The organism is Bradyrhizobium sp. BRP19, from assembly GCF_020194195.1.
GTDB classification, from domain to species: Bacteria; Pseudomonadota; Alphaproteobacteria; order Rhizobiales; family Xanthobacteraceae; genus Bradyrhizobium; species Bradyrhizobium yuanmingense.
Genome location: NZ_JADYVZ010000002.1, coordinates 1 through 17,567, shown reverse-complemented (window position 1 = coordinate 17,567; position 17,567 = coordinate 1). Strand labels below are relative to the sequence as shown.

General features: G+C 64.2%; 19 protein-coding genes and 1 tRNA gene. 7 read left to right on the top strand and 13 right to left on the bottom strand.

All coding sequences use genetic code 11. The features are described 5' to 3' along the window. Positions 1–7: 7 nt before the first annotated feature. From I6F36_RS05790 to I6F36_RS05770, 5 genes are read left to right on the top strand one after another with little or no spacing between them, the layout of a single operon-like run. A complete protein-coding gene (locus I6F36_RS05790; RefSeq protein WP_225171096.1) occupies positions 8–325 on the top strand; it encodes a hypothetical protein in 318 nt (105 codons plus the stop codon). Between the two features lie 10 nt (positions 326–335). Next, positions 336–521, top strand: a complete 186-nt coding sequence (locus tag I6F36_RS05785) for a hypothetical protein (RefSeq protein ID WP_225171095.1) — start codon at positions 336–338, stop codon at positions 519–521. Then, on the top strand, positions 518–1,249 hold the full coding sequence (locus tag I6F36_RS05780) for a hypothetical protein (protein WP_225171094.1): 732 nt from the start codon (positions 518–520) through the stop codon (positions 1,247–1,249). Before I6F36_RS05785 ends, I6F36_RS05780 begins: the two co-directional genes overlap by 4 nt. Then, a complete protein-coding gene (locus I6F36_RS05775) occupies positions 1,249–1,542 on the top strand; it encodes a hypothetical protein (protein WP_225171093.1) in 294 nt (97 codons plus the stop codon). The genes I6F36_RS05780 and I6F36_RS05775 overlap by 1 nt, the downstream gene beginning before the upstream one ends. Positions 1,543–1,544: 2 nt before the next feature. Continuing rightward, the gene (locus tag I6F36_RS05770) at positions 1,545–2,984 is read left to right on the top strand and encodes a hypothetical protein (RefSeq protein WP_225171092.1); all 1,440 of its coding nucleotides are present in this window, start codon (positions 1,545–1,547) and stop codon (positions 2,982–2,984) included. 91 nt (positions 2,985–3,075) lie between these two features. On the opposite strand, the gene I6F36_RS05765 is transcribed toward I6F36_RS05770, so the two are convergent. Beyond that, positions 3,076–3,984, bottom strand: a complete 909-nt coding sequence (locus I6F36_RS05765) for an AAA family ATPase (protein WP_225171091.1) — start codon at positions 3,982–3,984, stop codon at positions 3,076–3,078. A 152-nt stretch (positions 3,985–4,136) separates the two neighbouring features. On the opposite strand from I6F36_RS05765, the gene I6F36_RS05760 reads away from it, so the two are divergent. Together I6F36_RS05760 and I6F36_RS05755 are read left to right on the top strand one after the other, a co-directional pair. Then, positions 4,137–4,535, top strand: a complete 399-nt coding sequence (locus tag I6F36_RS05760; RefSeq protein ID WP_225171090.1) for a hypothetical protein — start codon at positions 4,137–4,139, stop codon at positions 4,533–4,535. A gap of 466 nt (positions 4,536–5,001) precedes the next feature. Next, positions 5,002–5,832 (top strand): hypothetical protein, encoded by an 831-nt coding sequence (locus I6F36_RS05755; RefSeq protein WP_225171089.1) that lies wholly within the window; start codon positions 5,002–5,004, stop codon positions 5,830–5,832. A gap of 69 nt (positions 5,833–5,901) precedes the next feature. Here I6F36_RS05755 and I6F36_RS05750 read toward each other — a convergent pair whose 3' ends face one another. The 12 genes from I6F36_RS05750 to I6F36_RS05690 all read right to left on the bottom strand — a co-directional run bounded on the left by I6F36_RS05750 (position 5,902) and on the right by I6F36_RS05690 (position 17,260). After that, positions 5,902–6,195, bottom strand: a complete 294-nt coding sequence (locus tag I6F36_RS05750; protein ID WP_225171088.1) for a hypothetical protein — start codon at positions 6,193–6,195, stop codon at positions 5,902–5,904. A 678-nt stretch (positions 6,196–6,873) separates the two neighbouring features. Then, a tRNA-Ser gene (locus I6F36_RS05740) sits at positions 6,874–6,963 on the bottom strand. Positions 6,964–7,082: 119 nt separating this feature from the next. Then, complete coding sequence (locus I6F36_RS05735; RefSeq protein WP_036012306.1) at positions 7,083–7,427, bottom strand: hypothetical protein; 345 nt, start codon at positions 7,425–7,427, stop codon at positions 7,083–7,085. Positions 7,428–7,535: 108 nt separating this feature from the next. Continuing rightward, the gene (locus I6F36_RS05730) at positions 7,536–7,859 is read right to left on the bottom strand and encodes a hypothetical protein (RefSeq protein WP_036028057.1); all 324 of its coding nucleotides are present in this window, start codon (positions 7,857–7,859) and stop codon (positions 7,536–7,538) included. Between the two features lie 315 nt (positions 7,860–8,174). After that, positions 8,175–8,435: a hypothetical protein gene (locus I6F36_RS05725; protein WP_225137321.1), complete on the bottom strand. Its 261-nt coding sequence runs from the start codon at positions 8,433–8,435 to the stop codon at positions 8,175–8,177. A gap of 448 nt (positions 8,436–8,883) precedes the next feature. Further along, complete coding sequence (ilvD, locus tag I6F36_RS05720; RefSeq protein ID WP_109143722.1) at positions 8,884–10,734, bottom strand: dihydroxy-acid dehydratase; 1,851 nt, start codon at positions 10,732–10,734, stop codon at positions 8,884–8,886. 289 nt (positions 10,735–11,023) lie between these two features. Then, positions 11,024–11,884 (bottom strand): ABC transporter permease, encoded by an 861-nt coding sequence (locus I6F36_RS05715; protein WP_225137325.1) that lies wholly within the window; start codon positions 11,882–11,884, stop codon positions 11,024–11,026. Next, entirely contained in the window at positions 11,881–12,810 is a 930-nt protein-coding gene (locus I6F36_RS05710; protein WP_225112902.1) for an ABC transporter permease, read from the bottom strand. Before I6F36_RS05710 ends, I6F36_RS05715 begins: the two co-directional genes overlap by 4 nt. Continuing rightward, positions 12,810–13,796, bottom strand: a complete 987-nt coding sequence (locus I6F36_RS05705) for an ABC transporter ATP-binding protein (RefSeq protein ID WP_225171086.1) — start codon at positions 13,794–13,796, stop codon at positions 12,810–12,812. The genes I6F36_RS05710 and I6F36_RS05705 overlap by 1 nt, the downstream gene beginning before the upstream one ends. Next, positions 13,793–14,776 (bottom strand): ABC transporter ATP-binding protein, encoded by a 984-nt coding sequence (locus I6F36_RS05700; RefSeq protein ID WP_225171085.1) that lies wholly within the window; start codon positions 14,774–14,776, stop codon positions 13,793–13,795. The genes I6F36_RS05705 and I6F36_RS05700 overlap by 4 nt, the downstream gene beginning before the upstream one ends. Before the next feature lie 2 nt (positions 14,777–14,778). Continuing rightward, a complete protein-coding gene (locus I6F36_RS05695; RefSeq protein ID WP_225171084.1) occupies positions 14,779–16,416 on the bottom strand; it encodes an ABC transporter substrate-binding protein in 1,638 nt (545 codons plus the stop codon). 28 nt (positions 16,417–16,444) lie between these two features. After that, positions 16,445–17,260 (bottom strand): sugar phosphate isomerase/epimerase, encoded by an 816-nt coding sequence (locus I6F36_RS05690; RefSeq protein WP_036012362.1) that lies wholly within the window; start codon positions 17,258–17,260, stop codon positions 16,445–16,447. Positions 17,261–17,567: the final 307 nt, after the last annotated feature.

Sequence of the window (17,567 nt, the reverse complement as noted above, 5' to 3'; positions counted from 1 at the left end):
GCACGACGTGTTTTTCGTTGAAGACTATCCGGCAACCGAGGCGCCGCTCAGGACGGACCCGCAGTTCCTGCGCGCGCTGGCAGTCGCGCCGGATCGGGATGATGACGCGGTTGAGCTGATCCGGCAGCACCTCGCGCTGAGCGACGAGCTCCTAGAGCTCGGCTCGCAAATCGATGGGTTGATCAGTAAGCGCGCCGGCGACGAGTCGTTCCGGCGACGCTGCCTGAATGCGCTCGAGGCCCGCGCCGAACTCACAGCGCTTCAGCAGCGCGAGCTGCTTCGCGATTGGTGGCCGACGCTACGCCACGTTTGTTTGGACAACTGAGGAGGACCACATGAGCACCGACAAATCTGACTTCCGGAAGCGCCTCGATGCGCTCTCCGACGAGCAACTTCAGCAGGTCGGCCGCGACTACGCGTCCGCCAGGGCTGCGCGCGGCGACAACGCCGAATTTCGCCAGAAGGTCTCGAACATGACGGACCATGAGTTTGCCCAGCTCACCGCGGAGCTCAATCGATGAGCGACGAATTCGCAACCGAGCCGCCCGACATCGCGACCGGACCCGCCGACCCGACAGCAGCGCCCGCGACGACGCCCTCGACAGCCGGGGATCCGGACATCGACTCGTTGTTGGGGGAATTCGATCGCTCGCGCCCGTCGGAGAAGGCCGCGCCGACCGAACCAGCGCCGCAAGAGCCGTCGCGGGCCGCCGCGCCGCGCGCCTATTCCGAAGACGAATTGTTCGGCATGGAGTTGCGGCAGATCCAGCACCGCGCCGTGCTAGAGAACGTCTTGCAGCATCAGATCGCGACGGCGGAGCGGCTTCATCAAGAACAGCTGCAACGACAGGAGCGTGAAGACTTCGCTGAGGTTGTTGACGAAGCCGCGCAGTTCCTTGAGGGCGCTGCGCACATCGGAGATCCAAAGCAGTTCGTAACGCGCTGGCTGTTGGCTGAGAGCCAACTTGATCCCCGGCTTGCCGAAGCATGGCAGCACCGGCGGGATTCCAAGGAGCATCAGGCTTACGCAGTGCGCACCATCAAGGCTGCCTTCAAGAAAATGAGCAAGGAGGTGTCCCGCATGCCGGACCCTCAGGCGACGGAAGATCGCGCCCTCGTGTCGGCAGCCGTGCGCGGTGCTTCGAGCAAGCTGCCGCCGGCCGAGACGAGCGCCGCCTATGCGCGGCGCGTCGAGCGCATGAGCGACGCCGACTTCCAGGCTGAGGCCGATAGATTGATGGGGCGGTAATGACCGAGCACGAACACATCCGCGCCGCGTGCGTCTCCGTCTGGGGCGAAGCCGGCACAGCCGAGATGGAGGCGCATTTAGCAGCGAGCTCCATGACGCTCTCCGATTATCTGGAGTCGGTCGCAACTTCACCCGGCGGTCCTTGCGATCAGTTCGGTGTGCATGTCGACCGCGTCACCGGCCGTAGTCTGGCAACGACGCTGCAGGCGGCCCGCCTGCTCGAGCAGGCGGAGACGCTGCGGATCGTTCTCTCACAAGATCCCGCGGCAATGTTTCAGAACAGGAGTGTTTGAGCATGGCCGAACAATATCCGGGCGTATCCATCACCGGCTACAACTCGAACCCGCCGCCGGACGACGGCACGCAGACCGAGGCCAACCGCGTCAAATGGTCGACGATCAAGACGAAGATCACCGACCCGGTCAAGACGCGCACCGACGACATGGACACGGCTCTGATTGCCGCGTTCGGGAAGATCGACGGCGGGGTCACCTCGACATCGATCAGCTACACGGTGCTCGCGACCGACCAGGGCAAACTCGTCCGCGCGACGAGTGCAGGCATCACCATCACGTCGCCGGATGCAACGGATGTCGACGCGCCCTTCGTCTTCGCTCTGCTGAATGACTCAGATGGAGACATCACCTTCGACGGCAGCGGGTCGCAAACCGTGGATGGCGACGCAAACGTCACCGTTCCTCCAGGTTGCGGATTTCGGGTAAGGACTGACGGATCAAACTGGTCCACGGAGGGTCAAAATTTCCAGCGCACGCTGGTGAAGCCGCAAGGCTATCTCACGCTGCTTTCGGTGGCCGCGCAGCCAACGTCACCGGTGCCGGCATCAGATCAGTCAGCGAAAACTGCGGTCTATTATCGGCCTGACGGCGGCAATCTTCTCCCGATCCCGAACGGCACCACGTTTGCGGTCCGCGAATTCTCAGAACTCACGCTCACGCTCGTCTCTAACCACGTCGCGAACGGCATCTACGACGTTTTTGCCTTCGATGACGCCGGAACGATCCGCATCGGCACGGGGCCGGTGTGGAATACGGTCACTGCGGGGGCTGGGGCTCGCGGCACGGGTGCTGGAACGACCGAACTCGATCTCCTGAAGGGCCTGCCGGTCAACAAGGTGTCGATGACAGCGCGCAACGGCTCGACGACCTACACCGTCGCAGCCAAGAACGGGATCTATGTCGGGTCACTCTATATCGACGGGACCGCCGGTCAGGTGTCGTGTCACGTTACTTATGGAGCGTCCCGCAAGTGGGGCGTGTGGAATGCCTACAATAAGCGGCGGATCTTCTTAAAGGCCGGAGACGCGACCACCTCGTGGATACCGGCGAATGCATCGAACGCGCACACCGTCAATAACAATTCGGGAAACAGCCTCACCACGTTCGCCGGTCTGCCGGAAGAAACGCTGGACTTGCAGTACTCGTCGGCAGCGCAGGCGGCGGTGACAGGCTCGACGACAATGGCAATTCAGGTTGGCATCGGATTCAACAGTACGTCGTCTTTTTCGGGCAAGACCGCCAACTTCTCGTTCAATAACGTTACGAGCGGGAGCACCATCACGCTGAGCCAGCCCTTGCAGGGGGCACGCTTCATTTCCGCGCCGGGAATTGGGATCAATACCATAACGGCGCTGGAGACGACGACCGGATCTAACGTCAACGTCTCGGTTTTCGGTAACGAACAGCACATGCTGCTGGCGGCTGAATATCGGGGCTGATGCCCGCGGAGTGGATGGCTGACGGGCGCGTCTACCGATGCCGGAACGGTACAGTGAGATCGCACCGGCATCCAGCTCAGACTTGCGCCATCTATCCGAGGGCCATTGATATCTTCAGGTGCAGTTGCCTCAACATATCAGGGGCTGTCATAGCATGAAGCTCAACACCACGATCGATCATCAGGACGCCATGCAGAGCGTCCGTAAGCTCTGCCAAGTTGGCCTGATGCACGCCGAACACAGTGGCTAGCACTCTGGGCGTGTACCTCAGGCCATTCTCGATTTCCTCGATGAGGATCAGAGCGTTTTCGGGCGCGGCTTCAATCTCGCTGACCATTCGGATCACCGACGATTCTCCCGCTCCGAAGTGAAATTCGGAATAAGTGATCTTTCCATCGCCGCCGACATAGAAGCTCTGGGACTGAGAGATTGCAGCATGCTGGAATTTGGAAACGTCTTTTCCAAGAACTTTCGCAACTTGCCCTTGGACGTCTGCTAAAAGCTCTGTGGGCTTGCCTGAGAACGGGTAGTTGACCGTCGCAAACTTTTTAAACTCGCGTCGTTCACCGGCAGGGACGGTTCGCTGAATGCCAAAATAAAGGACTGGCCTTTCGATTAGATCGTCGCGGACCCACTTGCTTCGCCTGAACCTGGCGCTCCGCTGAATGAGCTGAGAGGGACTCTTCGCCTTTTGAACGATCTCGTATCCGATCCCCCATTCGCTCATGGTTTCGTCCCCGATGAAACTTTTAGGGAAGAAGAGAGCCGGCCGAATGGATTTGTGAGCAATCGCCGCTGCACCAAGAATCGTCGATTTGCCCCCGCCGTTCGTTCCAATGAGAGCGGTGACAGGGAAGTCGAACTCAACGTTTTCATTCTGGAACGCACGGACCTTCAGGAGCCTCATGCGACGCAGGTACGAGCCGTAGTTGTTCGCTTTGACCTTCTGCAGCAGCTCTCGAACTTGGCTGTCGCGGATTTCAGACTGGTAAGGTCCCATCGCTCCCCCTCGAACCGGCGGCGCGAGGAGTTGCCGCCGGGTTCGGCCGGAGGTTAAGGGCGATTCTGCAATCAGAGATAGCGCCCACTCGCATTTCCCCACAGCGGCGTGGTACGGAGGGGACGTCCTGGCCTCAATCTGGAATTCCGTCCTTGCCCGCTTACCTCGTTCGCATCATCGAAAGCCGTGACTTGGTGGGTATCTTCGTCGCCGATGATGAGGACGACCTTGCGTTCGTGGTGGACGAATGCACCGACGCACCCGGATGTGAATACGTCGAACTGCCGGCCGGCGGTATCATGTGGGAGAGCCCGGCCAAGCCGGTCCCGCTGAAGACCGGCGATCCCGATGACATGGAGTCCGAGCCGGAGGAATTCCCATGGGCTGGCGCCTCGCTCACCGAGCGCTGGTGGTACATCGCCTATGGGATGACCGAGGTCGAGTGGACGCCTTTCGAGGATGATCCGCCCCCGCCGGCCCGCAGGGAGCCGCGGCCGCGCCGGCCGGGCGGAGGCCGCGTGCTCCAATTTCGGAAGCGCCCAGGCGGCTGACCTTGGGCAAATGCGAGCGAATTTCCCCCAGTGGGGAGAACGTCGCTAATTGAAAATTGAGCAAATCAGCAGCATGATGTCCGTGGGCGTGACAACCCGGACCAGAGCTATAGCCGCACATCCTTGGTCAGGATGACACCGATTGGCGTCGGTGATGACGGCTGAAGCATGCGGCTTTGCCGCATGAACGGACGCACTTGGCGGTGCGGCTCCGAACCCTGCCTTTATGGCCGGGGTCGGGCGTGCTGTCCAGAGGGGCAACCCTTAAAAGCGCTCGGCTCGTCGCTCTGGCGAGTTGTCACCCCCCGGCTGCAGCGGCTGCCCCGCTGCGCGGGCCGTGACAAGCCCTAATCCAGAGCCAGCCATGACAACCTTAACGCACGGAAATTCCCCGCCGATCTTCTCCGCATGTGATCAGAGCGCGCCGGCCAGCAAAGAGCCGATCTCGACAACTCGGAGAGCTATCATGAATATGCTTGTTTCCACCGCCCTCACTGCCACTGCCCTGCCGGTCGCATCTCCCTCGATCGCCGCTGGTTCGTCCGAAGTTGATCCGATCTTTGCAGCTCTGGACGCTTGGCGGCGCGCCGAAGTGGCCCTGGACGCGGTGGGCGACCTCTATCCTTCGCAGAAAACTGCCTCTGAAATGGACGAAGTGTTGGACCAGCATAGCACTGCCTTTCGTGCCGTAATGCGCACCCGCCCGAAGACCCCAGCCGGCCTGGCTGCACTCACAAATTGGGTGCGCGAGGAAGCCGATGACATGCATGCCAACGAGAGCCACTGGAACGGAAGGGACTTTTGCGCGCTCGCGGCGACCCTCGACGACGCCGTGCGCGGCATGTCGAAGCTCGAGCCATGGACGCCGCCGTTGCCGAGCGCAACAAGAGGGGCCGATCCGATCTTTGCAGCGATCGACGACTGCGTTTTGAAGCAGGCGCAAAGCGATGCTCGATATGCGCGGGTGACGGCAGCTTATCGCAAGGCAGCAAAGCACGGCCTCGACGATGCGAGTTCTTTGGAGGACCGCAATGCGTTCGTCCAGGCCGAGGTCGGCCAAGATCCAGACGAATACACGGACGAGGCAGCCAGCGCCTTCTGGCAGGCTGCCGACGATCTTTTCGAAATTGAACCGACGACGCTCGCCGGCGTAGTGGCGCTTCTTCGATTTGCTGACGATCTGGGTGACAGGAACAAGGACCTTGTCGAAGGCAATGCGGTGAAGCTCGTTAGGACGCTGCTCATCGCAAACCTGAATTTGGCCAAAGCGGCCAGGCGATCCGTCCAGACTGCCTAGTTCTCCACAGCCCTTGTTGCGCGCGACTCCGGAAGCGCGCAGCTTGTGCTTCGCGCGGGGCCCGCCGGTTCATTGATCCTTCTTCAGCTTGCGCCGGCTCCAGTGCGGCTCTTTGCCCTTCGGGTTCAACGGCGGGACGTAGCGCCGGTTCAGTGCCCGCATGACCCCGATCCGGGCGAACATTGTCGGGCCGCCGCCCTCCGCGACCAGGATCAGGGCTTCCATTGCGGCCTGCCATTCGGGCGCTGCGTGCTCTTTCTTCGGCAACCCCATGATGTACTCGCCCGCATCGAGCAAGGTCACGAGCTTGCGGCCGCCGACCTCGATTGCATCCTCGAAAGGCCGCCCCCAGCCCTTGGTCATTGCGTGCTTTGGTGTCCCCTGATGGCCAGCCGTAGGTTGCCGCGCTGGAAGTCTGGCCTAACCTCGCCGCCGCGTCCACCGCACCCCTGGCACACGAGCCGCGGCTCCAGGTCCGAGAGCCGGGCATCATCCGACCAGCGATCGGCGTTCAGAGCTACGTTGTGGCCGCAATGGCAGTAAACTAGGACCCCGCGCAAGCCCATCTCGCGCATCTCGCGGAACGTGATCTTGAGCGGGCGGCCGTCGGCGTGAGTTGGCGTGTGGCGTCGAGCGGGGCTGGGCATGCCGCTATCGAAGCGCGGCGCAGGCGAGAGTCAAATTATCGATTACTGGTGGCTCGGAACGCGCGCGAGCCACTGCGCGTCGTGGGTGTGGGAAATCGAAGGCGGCGACCGCTACCGGCCGGTTCGCCGACGAGCTCGATACCATTTCACGCAAGCCCCAACAGCAAACAGTCCGATGCCCACCATCGTGATCCAGTCCGCATTGTCGTGCACTTGCGCCCGCCCCCTCGCGCTCCAATTCGGGCGCGAACGATGGATGCAGCATGCGTCTAAGGTCGCTGGGACAATTTGACTCACCCCAAGCGAGCACGAAGATCAGGTTGTGGGTAGGTTAGTAGTCAGGCTTAGTTGCATGACAATAAATACAGCAATTTCAAACTCTTATGTGGATTTCTGGCGGAAGGGGTGGGATTCGAACCCACGGTACCCTTGCGGGCACGCCGGTTTTCAAGACCGGTGCCTTAAACCACTCGGCCACCCTTCCAGTCCCGGGAATGGGTGTCGCTTAACGTAGTCGACCGCGCAAGGCAACGCCAAGTTGGCGCAAGTGCTCAAACCTTTGCCGGCCGGAGCGCGGCGCGTTCCTTTTCCTGCACAACCTGTCTAGCTCTTCGGGCAATCAACCAGGACGGCACTCCGGATGTACTTGGTCCTCTGCCGGTCGCTGACGTTGCGCCCGAATTGAGGGCTGTAGTTCAAGTCGTAGCGGCACCCTGCCTGCATTGCCTTGTAGATCGCGCCCCGTTCGATCACGTAACTCCCTTGTGGGAGCGTCTTGAGGCGGACCTGTGTGATGGTCTGCTCCTGGCCGTGGTCCGGGCCGAGATAGGTAACGCGATCGGTCGAGCCGACCGACCAGACCACCGCAACTGCGCACATCAGTGAAACGGCGAAAGCAGCGACCAGCCCGAGTTGCGGTCGCTCGACGGAGTCCAGAAACGAGCTCATGCCGTTTCGTGTCGTTCCGGGCCTTGCGGTTCAAAGGCTCCCTCACCTTTGCGCGCGCAACAGAAAGGAAGAGCGCCGTCCTGAAATTCTTTGTTGTTTGCGTCTAGCTCAGTAGCCGCAGGACGCGCAGTTCATCTGCACCGGGGCGTAATAGGAATAACCCGGCGAGACCATCTCGACGCGCTGCCGGGTGGCGTATTGCGGCGGGATGCGCTCGTACTGGACGCTGGGCGGCGCGACCATCACGGTCTGCGGCACCATCACGGTGCGGTACTGCGCCGGCGTGCGGTGCGCGACCACGGAGCCGGGCGAGACCATCACGGTCTCGTCGACGGTGCGGTATTGCGGCGGCACATATTGTTGCTGGTAGCAGGTCGTGCACGGCGGCGGCGTGTAGCAATTGTAGCAGCCGGCGGAGGCCGCGCCCGTCATGGAAATGCCGGCGACGGCCGTTGAGAAAACGACAGCGAGAGTACGAGACATTGCGGTGGTGCCCCAGTTGCCCGAAACGGATCTGCGAAGGTCGCGGGAGTATACGGCGCAAAACCTTGCCTTGCCGAACTTCGTCGAGGCATCCTTAATGCGAACGATCGATCGCGGCGGAGCGGTAAGAACTCATTGACCACGCGCATTAACGCGCGGGATGTTTGCGCGGGGGTGCGCATGATAGCGAGTCCGCGATCGGAGATCGCCGCGGCACTCGTTCGAGCATAATTTGCAGTTCATCCTCGTTCCATGTTCGAGCTTTCAGCGCCTCGCTGCTCTTTCCAGAAACTCCAACAGCGAGGGATCGGTCTCCTCCAGTTCGACGAAGCGACGGCGCAGCTCATCGGCGATTTCAGCGGTGGCATCGCGCGACCATCCCTCCGCGGTATTGAAGGCCACGATACGTGCGGGATGGAGATATTGCCCTTCGGCGAGATGTCTGAGCAGGGTCGCGCGATTGGCGTCCTCCTCGGCCGTCTCGCACCAAGCCCGGCCCAGGCGGCGGCCGAAATCATCGAGCACAAGATAGACGTCCCGGTCTGTCGTGATTTGCGGCACGAGTGATGGAGAATGACTCATGGCTAACTCCGCTACTGGCAATCCGAACCTTTGCGGACGAACCTCGATACGGCGACCGCCTCGGCTGGATTCGGAAAAAATGGATTTCGACGATTTTTCTTAGGATGGCACGATTAAATAAAAATAAAAACAAAATTAATAAAAATTAAATAGCAAAATGTGGACAATGCACTAAGTTGATGATGCCTGGCGGGCGAGCCCGCACGTCGGGTGCCCACTGAGCAAACGGCTCCCGCTCCCACCCCAACCAGCCCCACGCCCTAGGGAGGCGGGGGCCGTTCTTTCCCGATCTCCGTTCCGGCTACTTCCTGCAACGGCGCATCCGGGTGGTCGCACGGAGCCGCGAGGCGTTCCGAAGATCGCCGATCCAGGCCAGTGGCGCCGATGCCGCCTACTTCGGACGCCGCTTGACCTCGCGCACCGCACCGCGCGCGGCACTGGTGGTGAGCGCGGCGTAAGCCTGCAGCGCGGTCGAGACGTTGCGCTTGCGGCCTTGCGCCTGCCAGGCGGCATCGCCCTTCGCCTCCTCCGCGGCGCGGCGCTTGGCGAGCTCCTCGTCGGAGACCTCGAGGCTGATGCTGCGGTTCGGGATGTCGATGGCGATGATGTCGCCCGTCCGCACCAGACCGATATTGCCGCCTTCGGCGGCCTCCGGCGACAGATGGCCGATCGACAGGCCGGAGGAGCCGCCGGAGAAGCGGCCGTCGGTGACGAGCGCACAGGCTTTGCCGAGGCCCATCGATTTCAGATAGCTGGTCGGATACAGCATCTCCTGCATGCCGGGGCCGCCGCGAGGGCCTTCATAGATGATGACCACGACCTCGCCGGCGACGACCTTGCCGCCCAGGATGCCTTCGACCGCCGCGTCCTGGCTTTCGAACACGCGCGCTGGGCCGGAGAATTTCAGGATCGAGGCATCGACGCCGGCGGTCTTCACGATGCAGCCGTCCTGCGCGAGATTGCCGTAGAGCACGGCGAGACCGCCGTCCTTGCTGAAGGCGTGCGCGAGATCGCGCACGACGCCCTTCTCGCGGTCGGCGTCGAGCTCGTCGTAGCGGCGCTCCTGGCTGAAGGCGACTTGCGTGGGGATGCCGCCGGGCGAAGCGCGATAGAAGGTCCGGACCGTCTCACTCTTGGTGCGCTTGATGTCCCAGCGCTCCAGCGCCTCGTTCATGGTCGGCGCGTGCACGGTCGTAACAGAGGTGTCGATCAGCCCGGCGCGGTCGAGCTCGCCGAGGATGCCCATGATGCCGCCGGCACGGTGCACGTCCTCGACATGCACGTCGGCGACGGAAGGCGCGACCTTGCAGAGCACGGGCACGCGGCGCGACAGACGGTCGATGTCCTTCATGGTGAAGGCGACCTGCCCCTCATGGGCGGCAGCCAAGAGATGCAGCACGGTGTTGGTCGAGCCGCCCATCGCGATATCGAGCGTCATCGCGTTTTCGAACGCCTTGAAATTCGCGATGTTGCGCGGCAGCACGGAGGCATCGTCCTGCTCGTAATAACGGCGGACCAGATCGACGATGGTGTGGCCGGCCTCGACGAACAGGCGCTTGCGGTCGGCATGGGTTGCGACCACCGAGCCGTTGCCGGGCAGCGCGAGGCCGAGCGCCTCGGTGAGGCAGTTCATCGAATTGGCGGTGAACATGCCCGAGCAGGAGCCGCAGGTCGGGCACGCCGACCGCTCGATCACCTTGACGTCCTCGTCGCTGACCTTGCTATCGGCCGCGGCCACCATGGCGTCGATGAGGTCGACCGCCTTGGTCTTGCCGGCCAGCTTGACCTTGCCGGCCTCCATCGGCCCGCCCGAGACGAACACGGCGGGGATGTTGAGCCTGAGCGCGGCCATCAGCATGCCGGGCGTGATCTTGTCGCAATTGGAGATGCAGACGAGGCCGTCGGCGCAATGCGCGTTGGCCATGTACTCGACGCTGTCTGCGATCAACTCGCGCGACGGCAGGCTGTAGAGCATGCCGTCATGGCCCATGGCGATGCCGTCGTCGACCGCGATGGTGTTGAATTCCTTGGCGACGCCGCCGGCCTGCTCGATCTCGCGTGCCACGAGCTGGCCGAGGTCCTTCAGATGCACGTGGCCCGGCACGAACTGGGTGAAGGAGTTGACCACCGCGATGATCGGCTTGCCGAAATCGGCGTCCTTCATGCCCGTCGCGCGCCAGAGGCCGCGGGCGCCCGCCATGTTGCGGCCGTGGGTGGTGGTGCGGGAGCGATAGGCTGGCATGGCGGTTTCCGTCCTCGGGTTTGCGTCGGCCGGGGCGGGAAAATGTGGAGCCACCTCAGGCCTTTCCGGCCGGATAGCGCACGGACCCGGCGGGCGCAACGGGAACTTGGGTTGGACAGGGCTCCCCTGCTCCCGGCGCGGGGGCTCGTCGCTCACTCTCTGTCCTTCCGGGGCGATGCGCAGCATCGAACCCGGAATCCATCGGGCGGCAGCACCCGCGGGACAATGATTCCGGGTTCGCGCCTTTCGGCGCGCCCCGGAATGACGGCGGAGGGCGTCGGAGCCCCTATTACAGCGTCGGATCGAGCCGATCGCGCAGCCAGTCGCCGATCACCGACACGGCCAGCGTGGTCACTACGATGGTCGTCGCCGGCGCCAGCATGATCCAGGGCGCCCGGGTCAGATATTCCCGGCCGTAGCCGACCATGTTGCCGAGGCTGGTCATCGGCGGCTGCACGCCGAGGCCGAGGAAGGACAGGCCTGACTCCATCAGGATCACCTCGGGGAACACGAGCGTGGTCGAGACGATCAAGGTCGAGGCGATGTTGGGCAGGATGTGCCGGAGGTAGATCCGCGACGGCGTCGCCCCTAGCTGGCGGACGGCAGCGGCGTAGCCCTGCGCATTGGCGGAGATGGCAAGGCCCCGCGCGATGCGGGCGTAGCGCTCCCAGCCGAACAGGCCCATCAGCCCGACCAAGAGCGGCAACGAGTTGCCGAAGAAGGCCAGCACGGCCAGCGCCATGATCAGGAAGGGCATGCTGGCCTGGAAGTCGGTCAGCATCAGCACGAGCTGCTCGACGAACCCACGAAAATGCGCGGCGAGGAAGCCGAGGGTGGTCCCGACCACGGCCGAGATTGCAGTCGCGCCGAACGCGATCAGCAGCGAGATGCGGATCGAGACGAGCAGCCGCGACAGCACGTCCCGGCCAAGCTCGTCGGTGCCAAGCCAGTGCGCGGCATTGCCGGGCGCAGCAAGCCGGTTGCGCAGGTCGAGCTGCGTGAAGCCGTAAGGCGCGATCTTCTCCGCAAAGGCCGCGATCAGCAGCATCGCGACGATCCAGGTGATCGCCAGCGCGACCGAGACCGGAATGGCCGGCAGGCTGAAGCGGCGTGAAAACGCCTTGCTATCCTTCAGGGTCGCGTCGGTCATGCATGGGCTCCCTTGCTGCGCAGGCGCGGGTCGAGGAAGCCGTAAAGGAAGTCGACGATCAGATTGGACGTCACCATGGTCATCGCAACCAGCAGCAGGATGCATTGCACGACGGCGAGATCGCGGTTGGCAACCGCGACGACGAGAAGCCGCCCTACTCCCGGCCAGGCGAACACGCTCTCGACCACGACTGCGCCTGCGATCAGCGTGCCCACCATGAAGCCGAGGATGGTGACGGTCGGGATCGCTGCATTCGGCAGTGCATGCGAGGTCACCACCTTGCGCCACGGCACGCCTTTTGCGGATGCGGTTCGGATATAGGGCTGGCCCAGCACCTCCAGCATGGCGCTGCGGGTGAAGCGCGCCAGCACCGCCGCGCCGCCGAGGCTGAGCGTTGCGATCGGCAGGATGGCGTGGCGCCAGCTGTCCTGCCCGCCCGAAGGGAGCCAGCCAAGCTGCACGGCGAAGATCAGCACCAGCAGCAGCGCCAGCACGAAGCTCGGGACGGTAAAGCCGGCGACCGCCGTCATCATCACGGCGCGGTCGATTCCCGAGCCGCGATGCAGCGCGGCGTAGATGCCGGCGGGAATGCCGAGCGCCACCTTGAAGAAGAACGCCGGCAGGGTCAGCGCCAGCGTTGCCGGGATGCGTTCCAGCACCAGCTCGATCGCGGGCCGGCCGTCGCGCATGGAGCGGCCGAGCTCGCCCTTGGCGATGGCGCCGAAATAATCGAAATATTGAGCCCAGATCGGATCATCGAGGCCCCACGCCTTGCGGAATGCCGCGAGCACCTCCGGCGGCGCCTCCGGTCCCAGGATCATCAGTGCGGGATCGCCTGACAGCCGCAACACGATGAAGGCGAAGGTCACGACGAGCACGATCGTGAGCGCGGCGCGTCCGATCCGAATAGCGAAATAACGTCCCATCAGGCGGCGTCCCGTGTCGCAGCGCCGGTGACGAGATGGCAGGCGACCTGCCGGTCGCCGCCGACGGCGGACAGCGCCGGCACCTCGCTCGCGCAGCGCGCGATGGCGCGCGGACAGCGCGGATGGAAGGCGCAGCCCGTGGGGCGCGCGGCCGGATTCGGCGGATCGCCCGACAGCACGATCCGGCCCGCACTGCGGCGGCCCGGCGCGGGCGAGGCCGAGACCAGCGCCTGGGTGTAAGGATGCTCGGGCCGCGCGAACAGATCGTCCGCGCTGCCGATCTCGACGATGCGGCCGAGATACATCACGGCGACGACGTTGCTGATCTGCCTGACGACGCGTAAATCGTGGCTGATGAAGAGCAGCGTCAGCGACAGCTGCGCCTGCAGATCGCAGAGCAGGTTCACCACCTGGGCCTGGATCGAAACGTCGAGCGCGCTGACCGGCTCGTCGCAGACCAGGAAATCCGGCTTGGTGGCCAGCGCCCGCGCCAGCACGATGCGCTGACGCTGCCCGCCGGAGAGCGCGCCGGGATAGCGTGCGCCATGCGCCGGCGTCAGCTCGACGGCGCGCAGCAGCTCGCGGACGCGCTCGTCGCGCTCCGCCGGCGTACCGAGGCCGTGAATGTCGAGCGGCTCGCGGATCTGCGTGGCGACCGGCAGCCGCCGGTCGAGTGCACCGAGCGGATCCTGGAAGATCATCTGCATCCGCGCGCGCTGCGCACGCCACGCCGTTGTCCCAAGCGCGGCCATCGGCTTGCCGTCGAACCGCACCGCGCCGCTGTCAGGCGGCTCGAGGCCGAGCACGATGCGGCCCGTGGTGGATTTGCCCGAACCGGATTCGCCGACGAGACCGAGCGTCTGGCCCCTTGGAATCGTCAGCGACACGCCGTCGACGGCATGCACGGCCGCAGCTCTCCCGAACATTCCGGAGCGCATCGCATAGGTGCGCGAGATCGCGGAGACCTCGACGAGCGGCGGACTCATTCGGCGGCAATCCCGAGCAGCGCGCGGCGCGAGGTCTCGGCACGGACGCAGGCCACGCTGCGGTCATCCGCGATCGGCGCCAGCATCGGCGCCGCAAGGCCGCATGCTTCCGCGACCAGCGCGCAGCGCGGCGCAAAGGCGCACCCCCCGGGCATGTGCGCGGGATCGGGCACCGTGCCCGGAATGGCGGTGAGGCGCCGCCGCGGGCCATCGAGCGGCGGCAACGCGCCGATCAATCCTTGCGCGTAGGGATGCACGGGATCGGCGAACAGCTGGTTGCTCGGCGCCTGCTCGACGATGCGGCCGGCATACATCACCGCGACGCGGTCGCAATTCTCCGCGACGACGCCGAGGTCGTGGCTGATCAGCACCATGGCCATGCCGAGCTCGCGGCGGACCGTGGAGAGCAGCTCCAGGATCTGCGCCTGGATGGTGGCATCGAGCGCAGTGGTCGGCTCGTCCGCGATGAGGAGATCGGGATTCCCGGCCAGCGCCATCGCAATCATGATGCGCTGGACCTGGCCGCCGGAGAATTCGTGCGGATAGGCCTCGAGCCGACGGCCAGCGTCGGGAATGCCGACGAGATCGAGCAGCCGCCGCGCCTCCGCCTTCACGACGTTATCTTGGAGATCGCGATGCAGCGCCAGCGCTTCGCAAAGCTGCCTGCGGATGGTCAGCACCGGGTTGAGCGCGCTCGCCGGATCCTGGAAGATCATGGCGATGCGCCCGCCCCTGACCTGATCGAGCTCGGCGGCCGGCGCGCCGAGAATCTGGCGCCCGTCGAGCCGCACCGAGCCAGAGACTTGCGCATGGGGCGGCAACAGGCCGAGCGCGGCGAGCCACGTCACCGATTTGCCGGAGCCGGACTCGCCGACGAGGCCGATGGCCTCGCCCTTCTGCAAGGCAATGTCGACGCCGCGCAGGACCGGCACGCCGTTGAAGGCGACGCGCAAGTCCTCGATGCTGACCAGCGGCTTCACCTTTAGACCTCGAAATTGCCGGCGCGGAAATCCATCGCGAAGGCGGGCGCTGCCTTCCACTTGATCGATTTCGGCTTGGCCGTGAAGGTCGCGTTCTGGTGCAGCACCGTGTAGGCGGGATCTTCACGCTCGGCGATCTCCAGCATGCGGCGGAACGCCTTCTTGCGCGCGGCACGGTCGGTCGAGGTCTCCAGGAATTCGGAGAGCGTGTTCAGCTCGGCATTGGTCCATTCGCCGATCTGCTGCTGCTGGCCGTTGGGGCCGTGCTGGGCGACCAGCGACGACACCGGATCGTTGAAGGCGGCCGAGTTCGACCAGTCGCGCACGGCGCGTGCCGGCCCGCGCTCCATGATCTGCGACCAGTTCTCCTTGGTCTCGATCTGCACGTTGAGCCCGACTGCTTTCCACATCTCGACCAGGATCTGCGCGGTCGCGACCTGGTTGGTGTAGTAGTTGTTGAGCAGGCGGTACGGGATCGGGTCGCCCTTATAATTGGCCTGCTTGAGCAGATCCTGCGCAAGCTTGGGATCGTAGGCCGGCACGTTCCAGTCGGCGTTGAACATGTCGCCGTAGAATTCCCATTGCAGACCCTTCGGCACACGGGTGCGGCCGGCCCACAGGCTGTCGACGATCGCCTGGCGATCGATCGCATGGGTGAAGGCGCGCCGCACCAGCGGATTGGCGAGCACGGCGTGGTTCTTGTCGAACACGGTAAGGCGATGATTCTGAATCGTGCCGCCCTGCACTTCGAAGGCGGAATTCTTCTCGATGCCGGCAATCTGGTCCGGCGGGATGTCGCAGGCGAACTGGTATTCGCCCGAGAGCAGTCCGTTGATGCGGCTGGCGACCTCAGGCACTTCGAGGAAGCGGATGCGCTTGAGCGGCGGCCGGCCGCCCCAATATTCGTCGTGGGCTTCCAGCGTCAGCGAGACGTCGGGCTTGAGCTCGACGACCCTGTAGGGGCCGGTCGTCACCGGCTTGCGGGCCCAGTCGAGATAGCTCGCCGCCTCTTCCCAGGCGCGGCGGTTCATGATGTCGGAGCCGTAGCGCGACAGCCGGCCTTCGATCGTGACGTCGGGTGTCGCGTTGTAGAAGCGCACCGTGTACTTGTCGACGGCATCGACGCGCACCAGGTCCGGCCAGATGCGGCGGGCGACCGCGGGGACGTCCGGCGGCAGCTCCTTGCCCGGGCGCGGCGTCGGGATCTTCTCGAACGCCTTGATGGTGGAGCGGTTTTTGGCCTCGGTCTCGCCGAACATGCGTTCGCGGCTGAAGGTGAAGACGACGTCTTCCGCCGTCAGCTCGTCGCCATTGTGGAACTTGACGCCCTGGCGCAGCTTCACCTCGACGGTCTGGTCGTCGATGCGGCGCCATTCGGTGGCAAGGCCCGGCACAGCTTCGAGCTTGCCGCGCCAGTTCTTGGAGATCAGGCCTTCCCAAATCGAGGAGAAGAACACGCGCTCGCCGACATTGGACTGCTCACGCAGCACGTCGAGCACGTTCGCATTCGTGACCTTCTGCACGGCGACCGTCACCGACGGACGGTTGTCGGCTTGCGCGATGGCAAAACGCGGCAGCAGCAAGGTGCTTGCGGCGGCGCCGCCGGATTTCAGGATGGTGCGACGGGTGAGCTTGCTCATGATGTGACCCTGCCCTTTGTGATTGCGGTTATTCGGCGAGACCGAGCGCGGCGAGATGCGCCGCGCCCTTGCGGACATCGTCGTGGTTGCGGAGTTCGAGGATCAGCCGCGGATTCGACGTCAGCCGTCCTAGCGCGCGGAATACGGCGACCCAGGGAATGTTGCCCTCGCCCGGCGCCCAGTGCCGGTCGGCAAAGCCGTCGGTGTCCTGCAGGTGCACATGCGTCAGCATGTCGCCGGCGGTCTCGACGTAATAGTCGACCGGCGGCGCGCCGGTGGAGATGTGCGCATAATTGGCGTGCCCGGTGTCGAGCGAGACGCGGACCTTGCTGCTTTCCAACGCCTTGGCGAGGCGCACGCGGTCGCGTGGATCCTTGTCCTCGATGTTCTCGATGACGATCTCGCAGCCGATCGTCTCGGCACGCGCAATCACCTCGGCGAGCGTCGCCTTGACTCGCTCGACGATATTGGCGCGGTTGTCGGGATAGAGATCGAGATTGTTGTGGTCCCAGGTCGTGAAGGGCGAGTGGATCACCATCTGCGTCGCGCCGAGGAACTCGGCGGCCTCAAGGCCCTGCAGCAGGCGCTTAGTTACGGCCTGGCGGATCATCGGATCGTGGCTGTCGATCTTGAAGCCCCAGAACGGACCGTGGATGCCGAGCCGGCCGGTGTGCCCGGTGAGCATCTGCTTGATCTCGCTAGCGGTTGCGCGCCAGTCGCTATCGAGCAGATCGGCGCGGAAGAAGTCCTGGATTTCCAGATCGCGCTGCTTTTCGAGAAGCCAGTCACGATGCGCGGGGATCGATTTGATGGACAATGCGGCGCCCAGCACCGGCTTCGACATGGCATGCTCCTTCGTCGTCAGCGATGACGGGAGCAGCGCTAGACCAGTTCAATGACAGGCCCGTGAAATGCGCCTTCCGCAGCGTGGACGAGATGTGGACATCCTGCCCGCGCGTGCTGCGGTTCAAGCAAAAGCGATCGCTCCGAGCGATGCCGAATGGGCACATGGCAAGCGCCATCGTGTCCGTAGTGATCCGGAATGGAATCCTAGCCGTCCTTCGCGTACATCGCGGGACATCGATCGGCGGCCACTTCCACGGGCATCACCCTCTGATCGCGCTACATGGGGTTGGGGGACCACATGGGGC